Annotated in this window: 11 protein-coding genes and 9 tRNA genes; 2 read left to right on the top strand and 18 right to left on the bottom strand. The window is 66.0% G+C overall.

Annotation, left to right across the window (positions count from 1 at the left end; translation table 11 throughout):
• Positions 1 to 8: 8 nt before the first annotated feature.
• A complete protein-coding gene (gene gloB, locus Q9R17_RS12585; RefSeq protein WP_308154948.1) occupies positions 9 to 773 on the top strand; it encodes a hydroxyacylglutathione hydrolase in 765 nt (254 codons plus the stop codon).
• Complete coding sequence (locus Q9R17_RS12580; RefSeq protein WP_308154947.1) at positions 770 to 1,975, top strand: lytic transglycosylase domain-containing protein; 1,206 nt, start codon at positions 770 to 772, stop codon at positions 1,973 to 1,975. The genes gloB and Q9R17_RS12580 overlap by 4 nt, the downstream gene beginning before the upstream one ends.
• A 400-nt stretch (positions 1,976 to 2,375) precedes the next feature.
• Here the strand turns inward: Q9R17_RS12580 and Q9R17_RS12575 are convergent, their stop codons facing one another.
• The 18 genes from Q9R17_RS12575 to Q9R17_RS12490 form a co-directional block, all read right to left on the bottom strand.
• Positions 2,376 to 4,331 carry a peptidyl-prolyl cis-trans isomerase gene (locus Q9R17_RS12575; protein ID WP_308154946.1) on the bottom strand — a complete coding sequence of 652 codons (1,956 nt, stop codon included), beginning with the start codon at positions 4,329 to 4,331 and terminating at the stop codon, positions 2,376 to 2,378.
• Between the two features lie 163 nt (positions 4,332 to 4,494).
• Positions 4,495 to 4,571, bottom strand: a tRNA-Asp gene (locus Q9R17_RS12570).
• 104 nt (positions 4,572 to 4,675) lie between these two features.
• A tRNA-Asp gene (locus tag Q9R17_RS12565) sits at positions 4,676 to 4,752 on the bottom strand.
• Between the two features lie 83 nt (positions 4,753 to 4,835).
• A tRNA-Asp gene (locus tag Q9R17_RS12560) sits at positions 4,836 to 4,912 on the bottom strand.
• A gap of 83 nt (positions 4,913 to 4,995) precedes the next feature.
• Positions 4,996 to 5,072: transfer RNA gene (locus Q9R17_RS12555), tRNA-Asp, on the bottom strand.
• A gap of 26 nt (positions 5,073 to 5,098) precedes the next feature.
• Positions 5,099 to 5,173 (bottom strand) — tRNA-Val (locus tag Q9R17_RS12550).
• Positions 5,174 to 5,184: 11 nt separating this feature from the next.
• Positions 5,185 to 5,457, bottom strand: coding sequence for an HU family DNA-binding protein (locus Q9R17_RS12545; protein ID WP_004146343.1), 273 nt, complete (start codon positions 5,455 to 5,457; stop codon positions 5,185 to 5,187).
• A 207-nt stretch (positions 5,458 to 5,664) separates the two neighbouring features.
• Positions 5,665 to 8,115 (bottom strand): endopeptidase La, encoded by a 2,451-nt coding sequence (gene lon / locus Q9R17_RS12540; RefSeq protein ID WP_308154945.1) that lies wholly within the window; start codon positions 8,113 to 8,115, stop codon positions 5,665 to 5,667.
• 142 nt (positions 8,116 to 8,257) lie between these two features.
• Positions 8,258 to 9,547 carry an ATP-dependent Clp protease ATP-binding subunit ClpX gene (gene clpX / locus Q9R17_RS12535; RefSeq protein WP_308154944.1) on the bottom strand — a complete coding sequence of 430 codons (1,290 nt, stop codon included), beginning with the start codon at positions 9,545 to 9,547 and terminating at the stop codon, positions 8,258 to 8,260.
• A gap of 126 nt (positions 9,548 to 9,673) precedes the next feature.
• Positions 9,674 to 10,300: an ATP-dependent Clp endopeptidase proteolytic subunit ClpP gene (gene clpP / locus Q9R17_RS12530; RefSeq protein WP_308154943.1), complete on the bottom strand. Its 627-nt coding sequence runs from the start codon at positions 10,298 to 10,300 to the stop codon at positions 9,674 to 9,676.
• Between the two features lie 73 nt (positions 10,301 to 10,373).
• Positions 10,374 to 11,669, bottom strand: a complete 1,296-nt coding sequence (gene tig, locus Q9R17_RS12525) for a trigger factor (RefSeq protein WP_308154942.1) — start codon at positions 11,667 to 11,669, stop codon at positions 10,374 to 10,376.
• 188 nt (positions 11,670 to 11,857) lie between these two features.
• Positions 11,858 to 11,942 (bottom strand) — tRNA-Leu (locus tag Q9R17_RS12520).
• 75 nt (positions 11,943 to 12,017) lie between these two features.
• On the bottom strand, positions 12,018 to 13,346 hold the full coding sequence (locus tag Q9R17_RS12515; RefSeq protein WP_308158339.1) for a chloride channel protein: 1,329 nt from the start codon (positions 13,344 to 13,346) through the stop codon (positions 12,018 to 12,020).
• Between the two features lie 64 nt (positions 13,347 to 13,410).
• Positions 13,411 to 13,809, bottom strand: a complete 399-nt coding sequence (locus Q9R17_RS12510; RefSeq protein ID WP_308154941.1) for a hypothetical protein — start codon at positions 13,807 to 13,809, stop codon at positions 13,411 to 13,413.
• 192 nt (positions 13,810 to 14,001) lie between these two features.
• A tRNA-Lys gene (locus Q9R17_RS12505) sits at positions 14,002 to 14,077 on the bottom strand.
• 185 nt (positions 14,078 to 14,262) lie between these two features.
• A tRNA-Lys gene (locus Q9R17_RS12500) sits at positions 14,263 to 14,338 on the bottom strand.
• Between the two features lie 79 nt (positions 14,339 to 14,417).
• Positions 14,418 to 14,494 (bottom strand) — tRNA-His (locus Q9R17_RS12495).
• 190 nt (positions 14,495 to 14,684) lie between these two features.
• Positions 14,685 to 15,443, bottom strand: coding sequence for a BPL-N domain-containing protein (locus tag Q9R17_RS12490; RefSeq protein ID WP_308154940.1), 759 nt, complete (start codon positions 15,441 to 15,443; stop codon positions 14,685 to 14,687).
• Positions 15,444 to 15,601: the final 158 nt, after the last annotated feature.

Here is a 15,601-nt window from a genome sequence, read left to right as displayed (position 1 = left end):
CCAATTCTATGCGACTGACTGCCCTGCCCGCATTGGCGGACAACTACATCTGGATGCTGGTGGCCGACGATGGCGCGGCGGTGGTCGTCGACCCCGGCGATGCCGCGCCGGTGCTCGCGCAGGCCGATCAGGGCCTGCGCGTGGACACCATCCTGCTCACCCACCACCACGATGACCACATCGGCGGCGTGCCGGCGCTGCGGGAGCGGTTTCCGCAGGCCCGGGTGATCGCACCGGCCGACGAGCGCATTCCGACAGCCACCGCGCGGGTCGATGAAGGTGAACACGTTCAGGCATTGGGGCAGACGTTCCACGTACTATCCGTGCCCGGGCACACCCGCAGCCACATCGCGTTTCACACCGCTGAACAGCTTTTCAGCGGCGATGCGTTGTTCAGCCTGGGCTGTGGACGCCTGTTCGAAGGTACGCCGTCCCAGCTGCTGGCGTCGATGCGCAAGCTGGGTGCCCTGCCCGCGCAACTGCTGTTGTGTTGCGCCCATGAGTACACCGTGTCAAATGCCGTCTTCGCGCGGCATGTCGACCCCGCCAACGCTGCCCTGTGGCAGCGCCAAGAGGAGGCTTTGGCCATGCGCCGCGATGACCGTTCCACCCTGCCGGTAACCCTGGCCAACGAACTGGACTGCAATCCGTTCCTGCGTGTGCACACCGCGCCGATCCGCGCGGCGGTGTCGGCGCACCTGGGGCGCGGGGTCGCAGATGACCTCGACGTCATGGCCGGTCTCCGGCACTGGAAAGACGGCTTCCGCGCATGACGCGCCGAAGTCTGCCGCTGGCCCTGGGACTCGTCCTGGGGCTGGCCGGAACCGCCGGCGCACAGTCGCTGGGGGCCGGCATCAGCCAGAACCTTGCCGCCGCAGCCACCCTGCCGCTGGACGCCGGTTCACTGCCGCCGCCGATCGTGCGCAACGGCCAGGACATCTTCGCCAGCTTCCGCCAGGGCCTGGCCGAATCCACCTGCGACGCCGAGGCCACCAGCCCGCGCTGGCAGGAACAGTTCGCCCACGCCCCGGCCCGCCTGGCCAACCAGGATGACGACGCGCTGGTGCTGTTCGGCTATGTGGTCGAAGAACTGCGCAAGGCCAACCTGCCGACCGAATTCGCGCTGATCCCGTTCGTGGAAAGCGGCTACCGGCCCAACGCCCGCAACGGCGGCGGCCCCACCGGCCTGTGGCAGTTCATCGCCACCACTGCGCGCAATCACCGCGTGCCGATGGACAAGGGCTACGACGGCCGCCTGTCGGCGGTGGATTCCACCCAGGCCGCCGTGCGTTACCTGAAGACCCTGCACGGCATGTTCGGCGGCGACTGGCGCCTGGCGACCATGGCCTACAACGCCGGCGAGTACCGCGTACTGCAGGCGTTGCGCAAGGCCGGCATGAACGCGACCAACGCCCGCCCGGCCGCCCTGCCCGGCCTGTCGCCGATCACCTACGCCTATGTCGAGAAGCTGCATGCGCTGGCATGCGTGCTGGAAGACGCCGAGGAACAGCCGGCGGTAATGGCTTCGCTGGACCGCACCGTCCCGGTGCTCAAGGCCCACCCCCTGCCTGCCGGCACCAGCGTGCAGCAGTGGGCCGCACAACGCGCGCTGGACCCGGCCCGCATCGCGCGCCTGAACCCCGCGCTGAGTGGCACCGGCCGCGCCAGCGCCAGCACCCGCGTACTGGCCCCGGTGGCCGCCGCCAGCACCACGGTGACCGAGGCCCCGCCGGCCCTGGCCGCCACCGCTGGGACGAGCGCCCCTGCCAGCGCACAGCCGGCGCCCGCCGTGGCCCGCACCGTGGCCAGCGCGGCCGATCGCCCCCGGGCGCGCCGTCATACCGTCCGCGACGGAGAATCGGCCTGGACCATCGCCCGGCGCTATGGCATGCCGGTGAAGGCCCTGCTGTCGCTGAACGGCCTCAGTGGCAATGCCATCCTCAAGCCCGGCGCGGTCCTGCGCATCGAGGACTGAGCGGGACTACGGCATGCGGCAACGGCCCCGGTGAGGGGCCGCCTTTCCGGATCGATCGCCTTGGCTCCATCCACGCATGGCGTGGATCTACCAGAAGCCGCATTACGCGCCGAGCGTGGATTCGTCCCACCGCCGCATTGCGTGCGGGGCGTGGATTCATTCCACCGCCGCATTACGCGCAGAGCGTGGATTCGTCCCACCGCCGCATTACGCGTGGAGCGTGGATTCATCCCACCGCCGCATTACGCGCCGAGCGTGGATTCGTCCACCGCCGCATTGCGCGTGGGGCGTGGAATCATCTCCCGCCGCACTCCGCGCGAGCGCCCGCTGCGACACCCAGCGCGAAACGAAAAAGGCCCGGCAATGCCGGGCCTTTTCCTTGCCTGTGCGCCGGGAAGGCTTACAGGTTGTTCTCGGTGGTCTGCACCAGGTAACGCTTGCGCATCGCGTCGATGTAGGCCTTGGCAGCGGCCATGCCATCGATCTGGCTCAACTGCTGCTTGAGCTGGTTCTGCTGCTCGGCCGTGACTTCCTTGATGTTGCCCGGGGTGACCTTGGTCACCGCGTAGACCAGCACGTGGCCATTGGCATCCACCTTGCCATAGCTCGGCTTGCCTTCGGCCGGTACCGGGGCGCTGAACACGGCATGGTTGATTTCCGGGGTCGGCACCGGCTGGGTGCGCGGCAGGCCCGGCAGCGGGCTGACCTGCAGCTTTTCAGCGGCGGCCAGGCCCTGCAGGGTCTGGCCGGCCTTCAGCTTGGCCAGCAGCGCATCGGCGGCCTTTTCGGCGGCCTGGCGCTGGCGGTCAGCGTGGACAGCGGCGATGACCTTCTCGCGCGCCTTGTCCAGCGGCAACGCCTGCTCCTCGGTATGGCCGGCCACACGGATCACCACGCTGTGGTTGGTGGCACCGCCCAGGGCGATCGGATCACTGGCGGTACCGTCCTGCACCAACACGTCGGAGAAAGCCGCACGCAGCACGGCCGGGTCGGACAGCAGGCCGGCGGCGTCCGCACGGCTGACCGGGCCCACGGTGTTCAGCGGCAGGCCCACGTCCTTGGCCGCGGCAGCCAGGTCGCTGGGGCTGCGGTTGATGGCATCGACCAGGCGACCGGCCAGTTCGTTGTAGGCACGGTCGGCACCGGCCTTGGTTTCCTCGGCCAGCAGCTGGTCGCGCACCGCTTCGAACGGCTTGCCCTGGCCACCGCGGATCTCGCGGACCTGGATCAGGTGATAGCCGAAATCAGTCTTGACCGGACCCACGATGTCGCCGGCCTTGGCGGCAAACAGCGCATCTTCGAACGGCTTGACCATCGCGCCGTGCTCGACCCAGCCCAGATCACCGCCCTGGGCCTTGGAACCGGGGTCTTCCGAATTGGCCTTGGCCAGCGCAGCGAAGTCGGCACCCGGCGCCTTCGCCTCGGCCGCCAGCTTGGTGGCCTTGGCTTCGGCATCGGCACCGGTCAGCAGGATGTGCGAGGCCAGGCGCTGTTCCGGCGAAACGAACTTGGCCTTTTCCTCGTCATAGCGCTTGCGCAGCGCGGCGTCATCCGGTGCAGCCGGTGCCGGCAGCGCCGCACCGTTGATTTCCACGTATTCCAGGGTCACGGTTTCCGGCTGGCGGAAATCCTTGGCGTGCCCGTCATACCACTGCTTGATCTGTGCGTCGGTCACCGGCGTGGTGTCCTCCGGCACCGGCGGCAGTGCGGCGATTTCCACGTCACGGGTTTCGCCCAGCAGCTTGAGCAGGCGCTCGGTTTCAGCCTGGGTGATGAAGCCCGAGTTCTGCAGGCCCGAAGGAATGACCGACTGCTGCAGGCTCTGCCGCACCAGTTCCTGGAACTGGGTCGGGGTACGCGGCGGGTTGCCGCCAGCCAGCGCCATGCGGTACTGGGTATCGCTGAACTTGCCATCCTGGCCCAGGAAGGCCGGCATGCTGGCGATGTATTCGCGCACGGCGGCATCACCAATGACCACGCCCGCCTGCTCGCCGGCCAGGCGCACAACCTGCTCGTCGATCAGCTGGTCGAGCACGGCCAGCTTGTTTTCCACGCTCTCGAACTTGCGCGGGTCGAAATCCTCACCCTGGCGCTGGCGTTCGCCCTGGCGCACCTGCTCGAAACGCTCGCGGAACTCCTGCGCACTGATTTCGTGGTGCTTCCACAGCAGCCGTGCCGGCCACCACGACGGGGCCGAATGCCACCAGCTCGGGGGCGCGGACACCTTGGCCACGTTCTGCGAACCGACACCACCGAGGTAGCTGTTGTCGATCACGAACAGGAACGGAATCATCAGCAGCCCCAGGATCACGGTGACGATCCAGCCTGAGGTCTTGTCGCGGAGTTTCTGCAGCATGAGAGGAATCAAGGCCTGATTGGCGAGCCCGGCAGTGTAACCCGCTTCGCCGCAGGGACCAAAAGCCGCGCCGGCGCAGGCCTGGCGGGCACTTCCCCGCAGGAGTGCCACAGCGGCGACCACAAAGAAAAAGCCCCCGGCAGATGCCGAGGGCTTTTATAGATGGCGGAGCGGACGGGACTCGAACCCGCGACCTCCGGCGTGACAGGCCAGCATTCTAACCAGCTGAACTACCGCTCCGCGCTGAAACGTTGCAGGTGCCCAGTATAGCCGAAGCGATTCTGGAAACCCAGCTTTGTGAACACTTTTTTCAAAGTTTTTTCACAAGGCTTTAAGAAGTGCACTGGCGGAGCGGACGGGACTCGAACCCGCGACCTCCGGCGTGACAGGCCAGCATTCTAACCAGCTGAACTACCGCTCCGTTGTGCAAACCTCTTTGTCTTCCCCCCGCAACTGAAGGGGAGAAAACAAGGCCCCCGGCGCAAGGCCGGGGGCCTGGAAAAATGGCGGAGCGGACGGGACTCGAACCCGCGACCTCCGGCGTGACAGGCCAGCATTCTAACCAGCTGAACTACCGCTCCACGTTTGACGCTTTCTGTTTTCCACCGGTCAGGACCGGGAAGAAAACAAAGCCTCCAGCTTTGGGCCGGAGGCCTCGTTGAAGTGGCGGAGCGGACGGGACTCGAACCCGCGACCTCCGGCGTGACAGGCCAGCATTCTAACCAGCTGAACTACCGCTCCACACTCAAACTTTTACCGCGGTGCTGTGGTGGGTGCTGAGGGTTTCGAACCCCCGACCCTCTCCGTGTAAAGGAGACGCTCTACCGCTGAGCTAAGCACCCCAGCGAGCCGCTTAGTTTACAGCATCCTTCAGGGCCTTGCCAGCCTTGAACGACGGATTCTTCGAAGCAGCGATCTTGATGGTGTCGCCGGTCTTCGGGTTGCGGCCGGTGCGGGCAGCGCGGTCGCGGACCTGGAAGGTACCGAAGCCGACCAGGGTGACCGCATCGCCGTCCTTCAGCGCCTTGGTGACGGCAGCAACGACGGCATCGACAGCGCGGCTGGACTCGGCCTTGGTCAGGTCGGCGGCTTCAGCAACGGCGTCGATCAATTCGGTCTTGTTCATTCTTTACAGCTCCTTTAGCGGTGGGTTCCGCAGATTCGACAGGGGGGCAACCGCACGCACGCTTGCGTGCAGCCGCCATGTTGAAACGGTTCGCCGAATTCAGTCAGCACTGATTCGCGAGTGCTGCTTTTATACCAGCGGCCCTACCCCCACGCAAGCTGGAAAGCCAGCAACGGCGCGGGTTTGAAGGCATTTCGACAGCGCGCGTCAATGCTTGACGCGCGCGTTCGATGCAGGTTTGGCCTTGCCGCGGACAGCGACGCGCTGCGCACTCTTGCGGGCCTTCTTCGGTGCCAGTGGACGCTCCAGTGCCAGGTCCAGGACTTCCTCGATGTACTTCACCGGCACGATCTGCAGGTCGCGGGTGACGTTGGCCGGAATATCCGCCAGGTCCTTGCGGTTCTCCTCCGGGATGATCACCGTGCGGATGCCACCGCGCAGCGCGGCCAGCAGCTTTTCCTTCAGGCCACCGATGGCGGTGACACGGCCGCGCAGGGTGATTTCACCGGTCATCGCCACATCGGCGCGCACCGGCACCTTGCTCAGCATCGACACCAGCGAGGTCACCATCGCCGCGCCAGCGCTGGGGCCGTCCTTGGGCGTGGCGCCATCGGGCACGTGCACGTGCACGTCGTGCTTCTGCAGGAAGTCGCCATCGATGCCGAAACCAACGGCACGCGAACGCACCACCGACAACGCCGCCGACGCCGACTCCTTCATCACGTTGCCCAGCTGGCCGGTCAGGATCAGCTGGCCCTTGCCCGGTACCAGGGTCGATTCGATCTGCAGCAGGTCGCCGCCCACTTCGGTCCACGCCAGGCCGGTGACCAGACCGATCTCGTTCTCTTCCTCGGCGCGACCGAAGTCGAAGCGGCGCACGCCCAGGTACTTGTCCAGGTTCTTGCTGGTGACGCCGACCAGGGCCTTGGACTTCTTCGCGCCCTTCTTGGCCTTCACCGGCTGCGGGCCGGCCAGCGCGATCTCCTTGACCACCTTGCGGCAGATCTTGGCGATCTCGCGTTCCAGGTTGCGCACGCCCGATTCGCGCGTGTAGTAGCGCACCACGTCCTGGATCGCATCGGCCCCGATTTCCAGCTCCTCCGGCAGCAGGCCGTTGGCCTTGATCTGCTTGGGCACCAGGTAGCGGGTGGCGATGTTCAGCTTTTCATCCTCGGTGTAGCCGGGGATGCGGATCACTTCCATGCGGTCCAGCAGCGGGCCGGGGATGTTGAGCGAGTTCGAGGTGGCCACGAACATCACTTCGGACAGGTCCAGGTCCACTTCCAGGTAATGGTCGTTGAAGGCGTTGTTCTGCTCCGGATCGAGCACTTCCAGCAGCGCCGAGGACGGGTCGCCACGGAAATCCATCGACATCTTGTCGATTTCGTCGAGCACGAACAGCGGGTTCTTGCTGCCGACCTTGTTGAGGTTCTGCACGATGCGGCCGGGCATGGAACCGACATAGGTCCGGCGGTGGCCACGGATCTCGGCTTCATCACGCACGCCGCCCAGCGACATGCGCACGAATTTGCGGTTGGTGGCCTTGGCGATGGACTGGCCCAGCGAGGTCTTGCCCACGCCCGGCGGCCCGACCAGGCACAGGATCGGGCCCTTCATCTGCTTCACCCGCGACTGCACCGCCAGGTATTCCAGGATGCGTTCCTTGACCTTGTCCAGGCCGTAGTGGTCGGCATCGAGCGTGTCCTGGGCAACCTTCAGGTCCTTGCGTACCTTGGAGCGCTTCTTCCACGGCACGCCCAGCAGCCACTCCAGGTAGTTGCGCACGACCGCCGCTTCGGCCGACATCGGCGACATCTGCTTGAGCTTGTTCAGTTCATTGCGTGCCTTGGCTTCCACCGCCTTGGGCATGCCGGCCTCTGCGATCTTGCGCGCCAGTTCCTCCAGCTCGCCCGGCGCGTCGTCCAGGTCACCCAGTTCCTTCTGGATGGCCTTCATCTGTTCGTTGAGGTAGTACTCGCGCTGGCTCTTTTCCATCTGCGACTTCACGCGGCCGCGGATGCGCTTTTCCATCTGCTGCACGTCGATTTCGCCATCGACCAGGCCGACCAGCATTTCCAGGCGCTCGCCCACCGGCAGCGTCTCCAGCAGGCGCTGCTTGTCCGACAGGCGCACGCTGATGTGCGCGGCGATGGTATCGGCCAGGCGCGCCGGCTCGTCGATGCCGGCCAGGGTCTGCAGCAGTTCCGGCGGCAGCTTGCGGTTGGTCTTCACGTACTGCTCGAACAGCGACATCAGCGAGCGGGCGATCGCCTCGATCTCGCGCGGTTCGCGGTCGGCACCGGCCTCGATCTCCACGGCCTGGCCGTGCAGGGCGCCGTTGCGCTCGGTCACGGTGGTCACTTCCACGCGCGACAGGCCTTCCACCAGCACCTTGATGGTGCCATCGGGCAGCTTCAGCAGCTGCAGCACCTGGGCCAGGGTACCGACCTGGTACAGGTCGGCCGCGTGCGGGTCATCGGTTTCGGCCGACTTCTGCGCCAGCAGCAGGATGCGCTTGTCCGCTTCCATCGCCTGTTCCAGCGCGTGCATGGACTTGTCACGGCCGACGAACAGCGGAATGACCATGTGCGGGAACACCACTACGTCACGCAGCGGCAGCACCGGCAGGTCGAGGGTTTCACTTGGGGAACGGGCCATGGGGGCTCCAGGGAAGGGGAAAAACCGCCTCCGGGAGGGAATCTTCCGGAGACAAAAAAGCCGATGGCCCCGTTATGGGGCCATCGGCTGCTGGATGCAAGATCTCCGTTGAAAATCCTTTCAAATCAATCGATTGAAAGAATCACTCGGCCCCGGCGGCCTTCTGTTCAGGTGCCGGAGGCGTCTGGTAGATCAGGTACGGCTCGGACTTGTGCTCGATCACCGATTCATCCACGACCACCTTGCTCACGTTCTCCTGTGAAGGCAGGTCGTACATGGTGTCCAGCAGGACCGATTCGACGATGGTACGCAGGCCGCGGGCGCCGGTCTTGCGCTTGAGGGCCTTGCGCGCGATGGCCGACAGGGCATCCGGGCGGAATTCCAGCTCGACGTTCTCCATCTCGAACAGCTTCTTGAACTGCTTGGTGATGGCGTTCTTCGGCTCGGTCAGGATCTTCACCAGCGCCGGCTCGTCCAGCTCCTCCAGGGTCGCCACCACCGGCAGGCGGCCGACGAACTCGGGGATCAGGCCGAACTTGATCAGGTCTTCCGGTTCCACCTCGGCCAGCAGCTTGCCCACTTCCTGCTTGCGCTCGCTGCTCTTGACCTTGGCGCCGAAGCCGATGCCGCCGGCGTCGTTGGAACGCTGCTGGATCACCTTGTCCAGGCCGGCGAACGCGCCACCGCAGATGAACAGGATGTTCTTGGTGTCCACCTGCAGGAATTCCTGCTGCGGGTGCTTGCGGCCGCCCTGCGGCGGAACGCTGGCCACGGTGCCTTCGATCAGCTTCAGCAGGGCCTGCTGCACGCCTTCGCCGGACACGTCACGGGTGATCGACGGGTTCTCGCTCTTGCGCGAGATCTTGTCGATTTCATCGATGTAGACGATGCCCTGCTGTGCCTTCTCGACATCGTAGTCGCACTTCTGCAGCAGCTTCTGGATGATGTTCTCCACGTCCTCGCCCACGTAACCGGCTTCGGTCAGCGTGGTGGCGTCGGCCATGGTGAACGGCACGTTGAGCAGGCGGGCCAGGGTCTCGGCCAGCAGCGTCTTGCCCGAACCGGTCGGGCCGACCAGCAGGATGTTCGACTTGGCCAGTTCGACCTCGTCGTTCTTCTGCCGGCTCTCGATGCGCTTGTAGTGGTTGTACACGGCCACGGCCAGCGTGCGCTTGGCGCGGTTCTGGCCGATCACGTACTGATCGAGCACCTCGAGGATCTCGCGCGGCTTGGGCAGCGAACTGCGCGCCGACTGCGCCTTTTCCTCAAGTTCCTCGCGGATGATGTCGTTGCACAGCTCCACGCATTCATCGCAGATGAACACGCTCGGACCCGCAATCAGCTTGCGCACTTCATGCTGGCTCTTGCCGCAGAAAGAGCAGTAGAGGATCTTGCCGGTGTCCGTGGAACGACCTTGGCGGTCTTCGCTCATGCTTCGCTTACCCAGTTACCCCACCCGCTGAACGGGGGTTCGATTCGAGAATAGCACAGGGCCGGAGGGACACCAGTCCCACCCGACCCTGCAGGAACGGGGCCTCCCTGGCCCCGTGAAGGCCGGTCAGCCCGCCTGGATCGACTCTTCCGGACGACGCTCCAGCACCTGGTCGACCAGCCCGTAGGCCTGCGCTTCGACCGCGCTCTTGAAGTTGTCGCGCTCGGTATCGCGCGCGATCGTCTCCAGCGACTGGCCGGTGTGCTTGGCCAGCACCTCGTTCAGGCGCGAACGCAGGGTCAGGATTTCACGGGCGTGGATGTCGATGTCGGTGGCCTGGCCCTGGAAGCCGCCCAGCGGCTGGTGGATCATCACGCGCGAATTCGGCAGCGCATAGCGCTTGCCCGCCGCACCCGATGCCAGCAGCAGGGCGCCCATCGAGGCCGCCTGGCCGACGCAGATGGTGCTCACGTCCGGCTTGATGTACTGCATGGTGTCGTAGATCGCCATGCCGGCGGTGACCACGCCACCGGGCGAATTGATGTAGATGCTGATGTCCTTTTCCGGGTTGTCCGCTTCCAGGAACAGCAGCTGCGCCACCACCAAGTTCGCCATGTGGTCGTCGATCGGACCGACCAGGAAGATCAGGCGCTCCTTGAGCAGGCGCGAGTAGATGTCGTAGGCACGCTCGCCACGGCTGGTCTGCTCGACCACCATCGGAACCATGTTCAGGGCTTTGGCTCGGTTGTCCATTACGTGAGGTACCTGTATTGGGGGAAAACAACCCCGCGCCAGGGGCGCGGGGCGTGGATCGATCCGCCCGGGATTACTGGCGGATCGCGTCCTGGAAGCCGAGCTTTTCCTCGGTGTGCTGGGCACGCTCGGCGATCCAGTCGATCACCTGCTCTTCCATCACGCGGTTCTGCAGGCCAGACATCAACTGGGGGTCGTTGCGGTACATCTCAATGACCTGCTCCGGCTCCTCGTAGGTCGAGGCGATCAGGCGCATCGTTTCGTTCAGGCGCTTGGGTTCCAGGCGCAGGTCGTTGGCACGGGCCACTTCGCCCACCAGCAGGCCGACCAGCACGCGCTTGGCGGCGGCGTCCTTGAAGCCCTCGTGGGCATCGGCCGGGACTTCGCCCACGTTCTGGCCGTTGCGGCGGGCCTGTTCGACCTGCTGGCCGAGCATGGCACGCGCTTCGTTCTCGACCAGGCGCGGCGGCAGTTCGACCGAGGCATAGGCGGCGATCAGCTGCTCGCCCACTTCACGGCGCAGGCGGTTCATCAGGGCGCCCTTCAGCTCGCGCTCCAGGTTGGCGCGGATGTCCTTGCGGAACTGCTCCACGTCGCCGCCCTTCACGCCGAAGCTCTTGATGAAGGCATCGTCCACCGCCGGCAGCACCGGCTCGGACAGGTCGGTGACCTTGACGGTGACCTGCACGGTCTTGCCCGCCAGCACCGGCACGCGCCAGTCGGCCGGGAACTCGACGTCCAGGGTCTTTTCTTCACCCTTGGCCAGGCCGACCAGGCCCTTTTCGATGGTTTCGAACATCATGCCCTGGCCGAGGATGATGCTGCCCTTCTCGGTGCCTTCGGCCGGCAGGCGCTCGTCGCCGGCCTGGGAGAAGGTTTCCAGCGCGACCAGATCGCCGTCCTGCGCGCCACGGGTGACCGGGGCCCAGGTGCGACGCTGCTGCTGCAGGTTCTCGATCATCTGGTCGATGTCGGCATCGGTGACTTCGGCGGTGTGGCGCACGACGGTCAGCTTGCTCACATCAACGTCGCCGAAGTCCGGCACCAGCTCGACGGTGGCCACGAAGGAGAATTCGCCTTCGTCACCCTTGTCGATGCGCGGGCTGCCGACGATGCGCAGGTCGTGCTCGCGCACGGCGGCATCGAAGGTTTCGCGCAGCAGGCCGTCCAGCGCCTCGCTACGGACCTGCGCGCCGAAGCGCTGCTCGATCACCTTGGCCGGCACCTTGCCCGGACGGAAACCCTTGATGCGGGTGGTACGGGCGATTTCGCCCAGGCGGCCGCTGATGTGGTTCTGCAGACGGTCTTCCGGCAGCGAGAAGCTCAGGCGGCGTTCCAGGGTGCCGGTGGATTCGATCGAAGCTTGCATGTTGACTCCTGCCACCGGTGGCGCTCGCCCCCGGCTCGATGATGGATGTATCGGTTGTAAGGCCGCGGCGTCGTGGACGCGCCTGCTCGCCGCAGCCCTTTAGTTTCGCCCAATTCGGCCTGCACTGCCAGCGCGTCCCGGTCAAGGGGGCCAAGGGGTGCCCATCAAGGGCGGAGACAGGCCGGCACTGGTGCGAAAGGGGGGACTCGAACCCCCACGCCTTGCGGCACTGGAACCTAAATCCAGGGCGTCTACCAATTCCGCCACTTTCGCGTGGCCGGCTCAGGCGTTCATTGTTGCAGCCACGCGCCGAAATCGGAAGACGTAGACATTGCTGAATGTGCGGCGTCAGCCGTTTTCCCGCCCCGCCGGCCCGGCGGCGGGCATGGCCTGTACCAGGCGCCCGGCCAGCGCCCGGTAGATCGGCACGTGGCAGACCCAGGACGACGCCACCCGGGCCAGCAGCACGGCAGCCAGGATGGGCAGCAGCAGGTCCCCGGTGTCGGTCAGTTCCAGTGAAATGACCGCCGAGGTCAGCGGCGCCTGGGTGACGCCGGTCAGGTAGGCGCACATGCCCAGGACCACCACGGCGGCCGGGTCCACCCCCGGCAGCAGGGCCGCCAGGTTGTGGCCCAGCCCGGCCCCCACGGCCAGCGCGGGGGAGAACAGGCCGCCGGGAATGCCCGCCACGTATGACACCAGGTTCGCCGCGAACTTCATCAGGCCGAACCCATCGCCGACGCCCCCCTGCCCCTGCACCAGCAGGCGCGCCTGTTCGTACCCCGTACCGAAGGCCCCCAGGCCGAAAACCACGCCCAGCAGCGCCAGCACCAGCCCACAGCCGGCCGCGAACAGCACCGGGTGGCGCGCCCGGGCCTGCCCCAGCCAGCGCGGGCGGCCATCGGCAGCGGCCAGCACCAACCGGCTGAACAGCCCCCCGCCCAGCCCGCCGGCCACGCCGCACAGCAGCACCGCCAGCCAGCCCATGCCCAGCGGCAGGGAGGCCCCCACCCGGCCGAAATAGGTGTAATTGCCCAGCAAGCCCAGTGACACCACGCCCGCCACGATCACTGCGGTCAGCAAGGTGCCGGAAAAGCGATGCTCGAAACGGCCGGACAGTTCCTCGATGGCGAACACGACACCGGCCAGCGGCGTGTTGAATGCCGCCGCAATGCCGGCCGCACCGCCGGCCAGCAGGAAATGCGTGGCCTGGCGCGGATCGCGGAAGCCCAGCGCGCGGCCGATCACATACATCAGACTGGCACCGACGTGCACGGTGGGCCCTTCGCGCCCCACCGAGGCACCGCCCAGCAGGGCCAGCACGGTCAGGCCCAGCTTGCCTGCCGATACCGGCAGGGCGAGGTTCTGCGCACGGAACGCCCGGTCCGGCGTGTCCAGCGCAGCGATGACCTGCGGGATGCCGCTGCCGCGCGTCGGGCGCAGCAGCCCCTGGGTCAGCCAGGCCAGCAGCGCGAACACGGCCGGGGTCAGCAGTACCGGCCACCAGGATGACGCCTGGTGGATGCGCGTGAACACCGCGAATGCCGCATCGGCCGCCTTGGCGAACACGATGGCGGCCAGCGCCACGGCGATCGCACCGCCCCACAGGGCGATGCGTTCCAGCCATTGTTCACGTGAGCCCAACCAGCGCCGGGAAGAAGGGGAAGGCACATCCATGCCCGCCATTTTCCCCCTCCTGCCCTCCCGGCGCTGTGCACGGGCTGGCCGCAACCTGCGCTGCTTACTGCGGTTTTGCCGGCGCGGTCGGCTGCGCGCCGTCCGTCGCCGCGGCCGGGTCGGCCTTGCGGATCTGCAGCGTCGATCCGTCGGCCGAGCGGCGCAGCTCGACCGCCTCGGCCGTCGTTTCATCCTGGCCTTCCACTACCGGATAGGTTCTCTGCATCAGTTCACCGTCAGCCGGATAGGTCCGGGGCGTGAGCGTGCCTTCGGCCGGCGCTGTCTGCCCCGTTTGCCCCGTTTGCCCCGTTTGCCCCGCCTGCCCCGCCTGCGCCACGGGCTGCACAGGATCAGCCTTCGCGGCTGTGGACCCGGCTTCCGCACCGGGCGTCCTGCTGCACCCGGCCAAGGCAACCAGCAACACGCCGGATGCCAGCACACCACGCATCAACACCTGCACCATCGTTCCACTCCCTGCTGCATGCGCCACCGGCGCGGAACCCGCATTGGGAGCGATGATGCCAACGAACACAGGGGCGCAGTGCACAGTATTGAAGACAGCAATGACGCGTTTAGCGCGCGTTTCAGCCGGACTTCAGCCCGCACGCAGCGCAGGCAAGAAAAAAGCCACTTGGAGGACCAAGTGGCTTTCGTCTGGTGGGCTGTCAAGGATTCGAACCTTGGACCTATTGATTAAGAGTCAACTGCTCTACCAACTGAGCTAACAGCCCGAAATCGGGGCGCGAATTATGACCTGATACGCACGCGCCGTGCAAGCCTTTTTTGATCGAGGATGCGGATTGCCGCACGACTCGCGTTCTACGCACGCGTCATGGCCGCTGACGACATCAGCGATACGCTGTCTGCGAACACAACAAAGAAAAAAGCCACCTGGCGTACCAGGTGGCTTCTGTCTTGGTGGGCTGTCAAGGATTCGAACCTTGGACCTATTGATTAAGAGTCAACTGCTCTACCAACTGAGCTAACAGCCCGTGAAACTCAGACGCACATTATAGCGTGCTTTCTGTTTATTGCAATACCGTGTCGGCGATGCCGGCGCGGTTGAATCAGTGGGGTGGCTGAGGGGATTCGAACCCCCGACCACCGGAATCACAATCCGGTACTCTAACCAACTGAGCTACAGCCACCACTGAAACCGTGTTTCCCCGGCACTACCGCCACCGTTGAAACCTGAACTTTCCGCTTGTCCGGCGCCGTGTTTGAAGTGGCTGCCCGTTGAAGCGAGTCCGGCATTTTCCGGGAGTCGCGCGGGAATTGCAAGCACTTCTTCACATTGATGTGCAGGGCGTCCGTACGGCCTGCTCGCCGCCGCCTGCCCTATCGCAGCGAGGCGTCCAGGACATCCTTGAACAGATCGCTTCGCGGCATCTGCGACCGAGGTATCTCCGCCTCATCAAACCATTGCGGCGGTGCTTCCGGGTGCGGCCCGGTCAGCACCACCACGCCCTTGCCATGGGCATAACGCGCCGCCGCCAGATCACCGTTGGCATAGCGTGCGATCACCCTGAAACCGGGTGCTGCCCCTGCCGACGGCAGGTACGGCCCGTCCTGGAAGAACGCGCTTTCCTGGCGGCCATTCCACTGCACCGGCACGGCAGCATCATCGATGCCATGCACCGGAAATCCCGGGCGCCCCGCCTCGGCGTCCAGGTCCTGCGGCAACAGCCCCAGATAGGACGCGCCGGCCAGATACGCCCCCATGCACAGGCCGATGAAGCGGCCGCCGCCCTCGACAAAATCGCCGATGGCCGCCGCCTGCGCATCGCCCAGTGCAGCGAACGCGCCCTGGATATCCTGGCCGCCTCCCGGCTGCACATAAGCCACGTAACGCTCACGCGTCACCTCGGTGACATCGACGGCTTCATCCGGCCCGACGAAGTCCACCCGGTAACGCGGCCCCTGGCGTTCAATGGCCGCCTGCACGGCTTCGGAACAGCCCGGGCAACCCGCCTCACCCCGGTACACGGCAATGCGGGCAACGGTGGCATCGGCCGCTGCCTGCACGATGCCCACGGGCAACAGCAGCAGGGCTGCCAGCCACACGCCGGGCTGCCATCGGAAAGGACGTCGGGACATGCTCACCTGCAGCACCTGGCTGCCCGGATCGGGCGTGGCTACTATGCCGCGCGTGCCGGCCCGCTGCTTGAACCGCTGCCGACCCGTGCATGCCACGGTGCCCGCGCCGCAACGCGGATGCGGCAACCCGCAGGAAGGAAATGGCGTGGCGCGGCGGT

The sequence above is a fragment of the Stenotrophomonas sp. 24(2023) genome (assembly GCF_030913365.1).
In the GTDB taxonomy this organism is placed as follows: domain Bacteria; phylum Pseudomonadota; class Gammaproteobacteria; order Xanthomonadales; family Xanthomonadaceae; genus Stenotrophomonas.
The sequence above is the reverse complement of the archived record's forward strand: the minus strand, read 5'-3'. Positions and strand labels throughout refer to the sequence as shown.

Bases quoted from the DNA above. Each gene is read 5' to 3' on its own strand.
- gloB (WP_308154948.1), top strand. From the start codon at position 9: ATGCGACTGACTGCCCTGCCCGCATTGGCGGACAACTACATCTGGATG.
- Q9R17_RS12580 (WP_308154947.1), top strand. From the start codon at position 770: ATGACGCGCCGAAGTCTGCCGCTGGCCCTGGGACTCGTCCTGGGGCTG.
- Q9R17_RS12575 (WP_308154946.1), bottom strand. From the start codon at position 4,331: ATGCTGCAGAAACTCCGCGACAAGACCTCAGGCTGGATCGTCACCGTG.
- Q9R17_RS12545 (WP_004146343.1), bottom strand. From the start codon at position 5,457: ATGAACAAGACCGAATTGATCGACGCCGTTGCTGAAGCCGCCGACCTG.
- lon (WP_308154945.1), bottom strand. From the start codon at position 8,115: ATGGCCCGTTCCCCAAGTGAAACCCTCGACCTGCCGGTGCTGCCGCTG.
- clpX (WP_308154944.1), bottom strand. From the start codon at position 9,547: ATGAGCGAAGACCGCCAAGGTCGTTCCACGGACACCGGCAAGATCCTC.
- clpP (WP_308154943.1), bottom strand. From the start codon at position 10,300: ATGGACAACCGAGCCAAAGCCCTGAACATGGTTCCGATGGTGGTCGAG.
- tig (WP_308154942.1), bottom strand. From the start codon at position 11,669: ATGCAAGCTTCGATCGAATCCACCGGCACCCTGGAACGCCGCCTGAGC.
- Q9R17_RS12515 (WP_308158339.1), bottom strand. From the start codon at position 13,346: ATGGATGTGCCTTCCCCTTCTTCCCGGCGCTGGTTGGGCTCACGTGAA.
- Q9R17_RS12510 (WP_308154941.1), bottom strand. From the start codon at position 13,809: ATGGTGCAGGTGTTGATGCGTGGTGTGCTGGCATCCGGCGTGTTGCTG.
- Q9R17_RS12490 (WP_308154940.1), bottom strand. From the start codon at position 15,443: ATGTCCCGACGTCCTTTCCGATGGCAGCCCGGCGTGTGGCTGGCAGCC.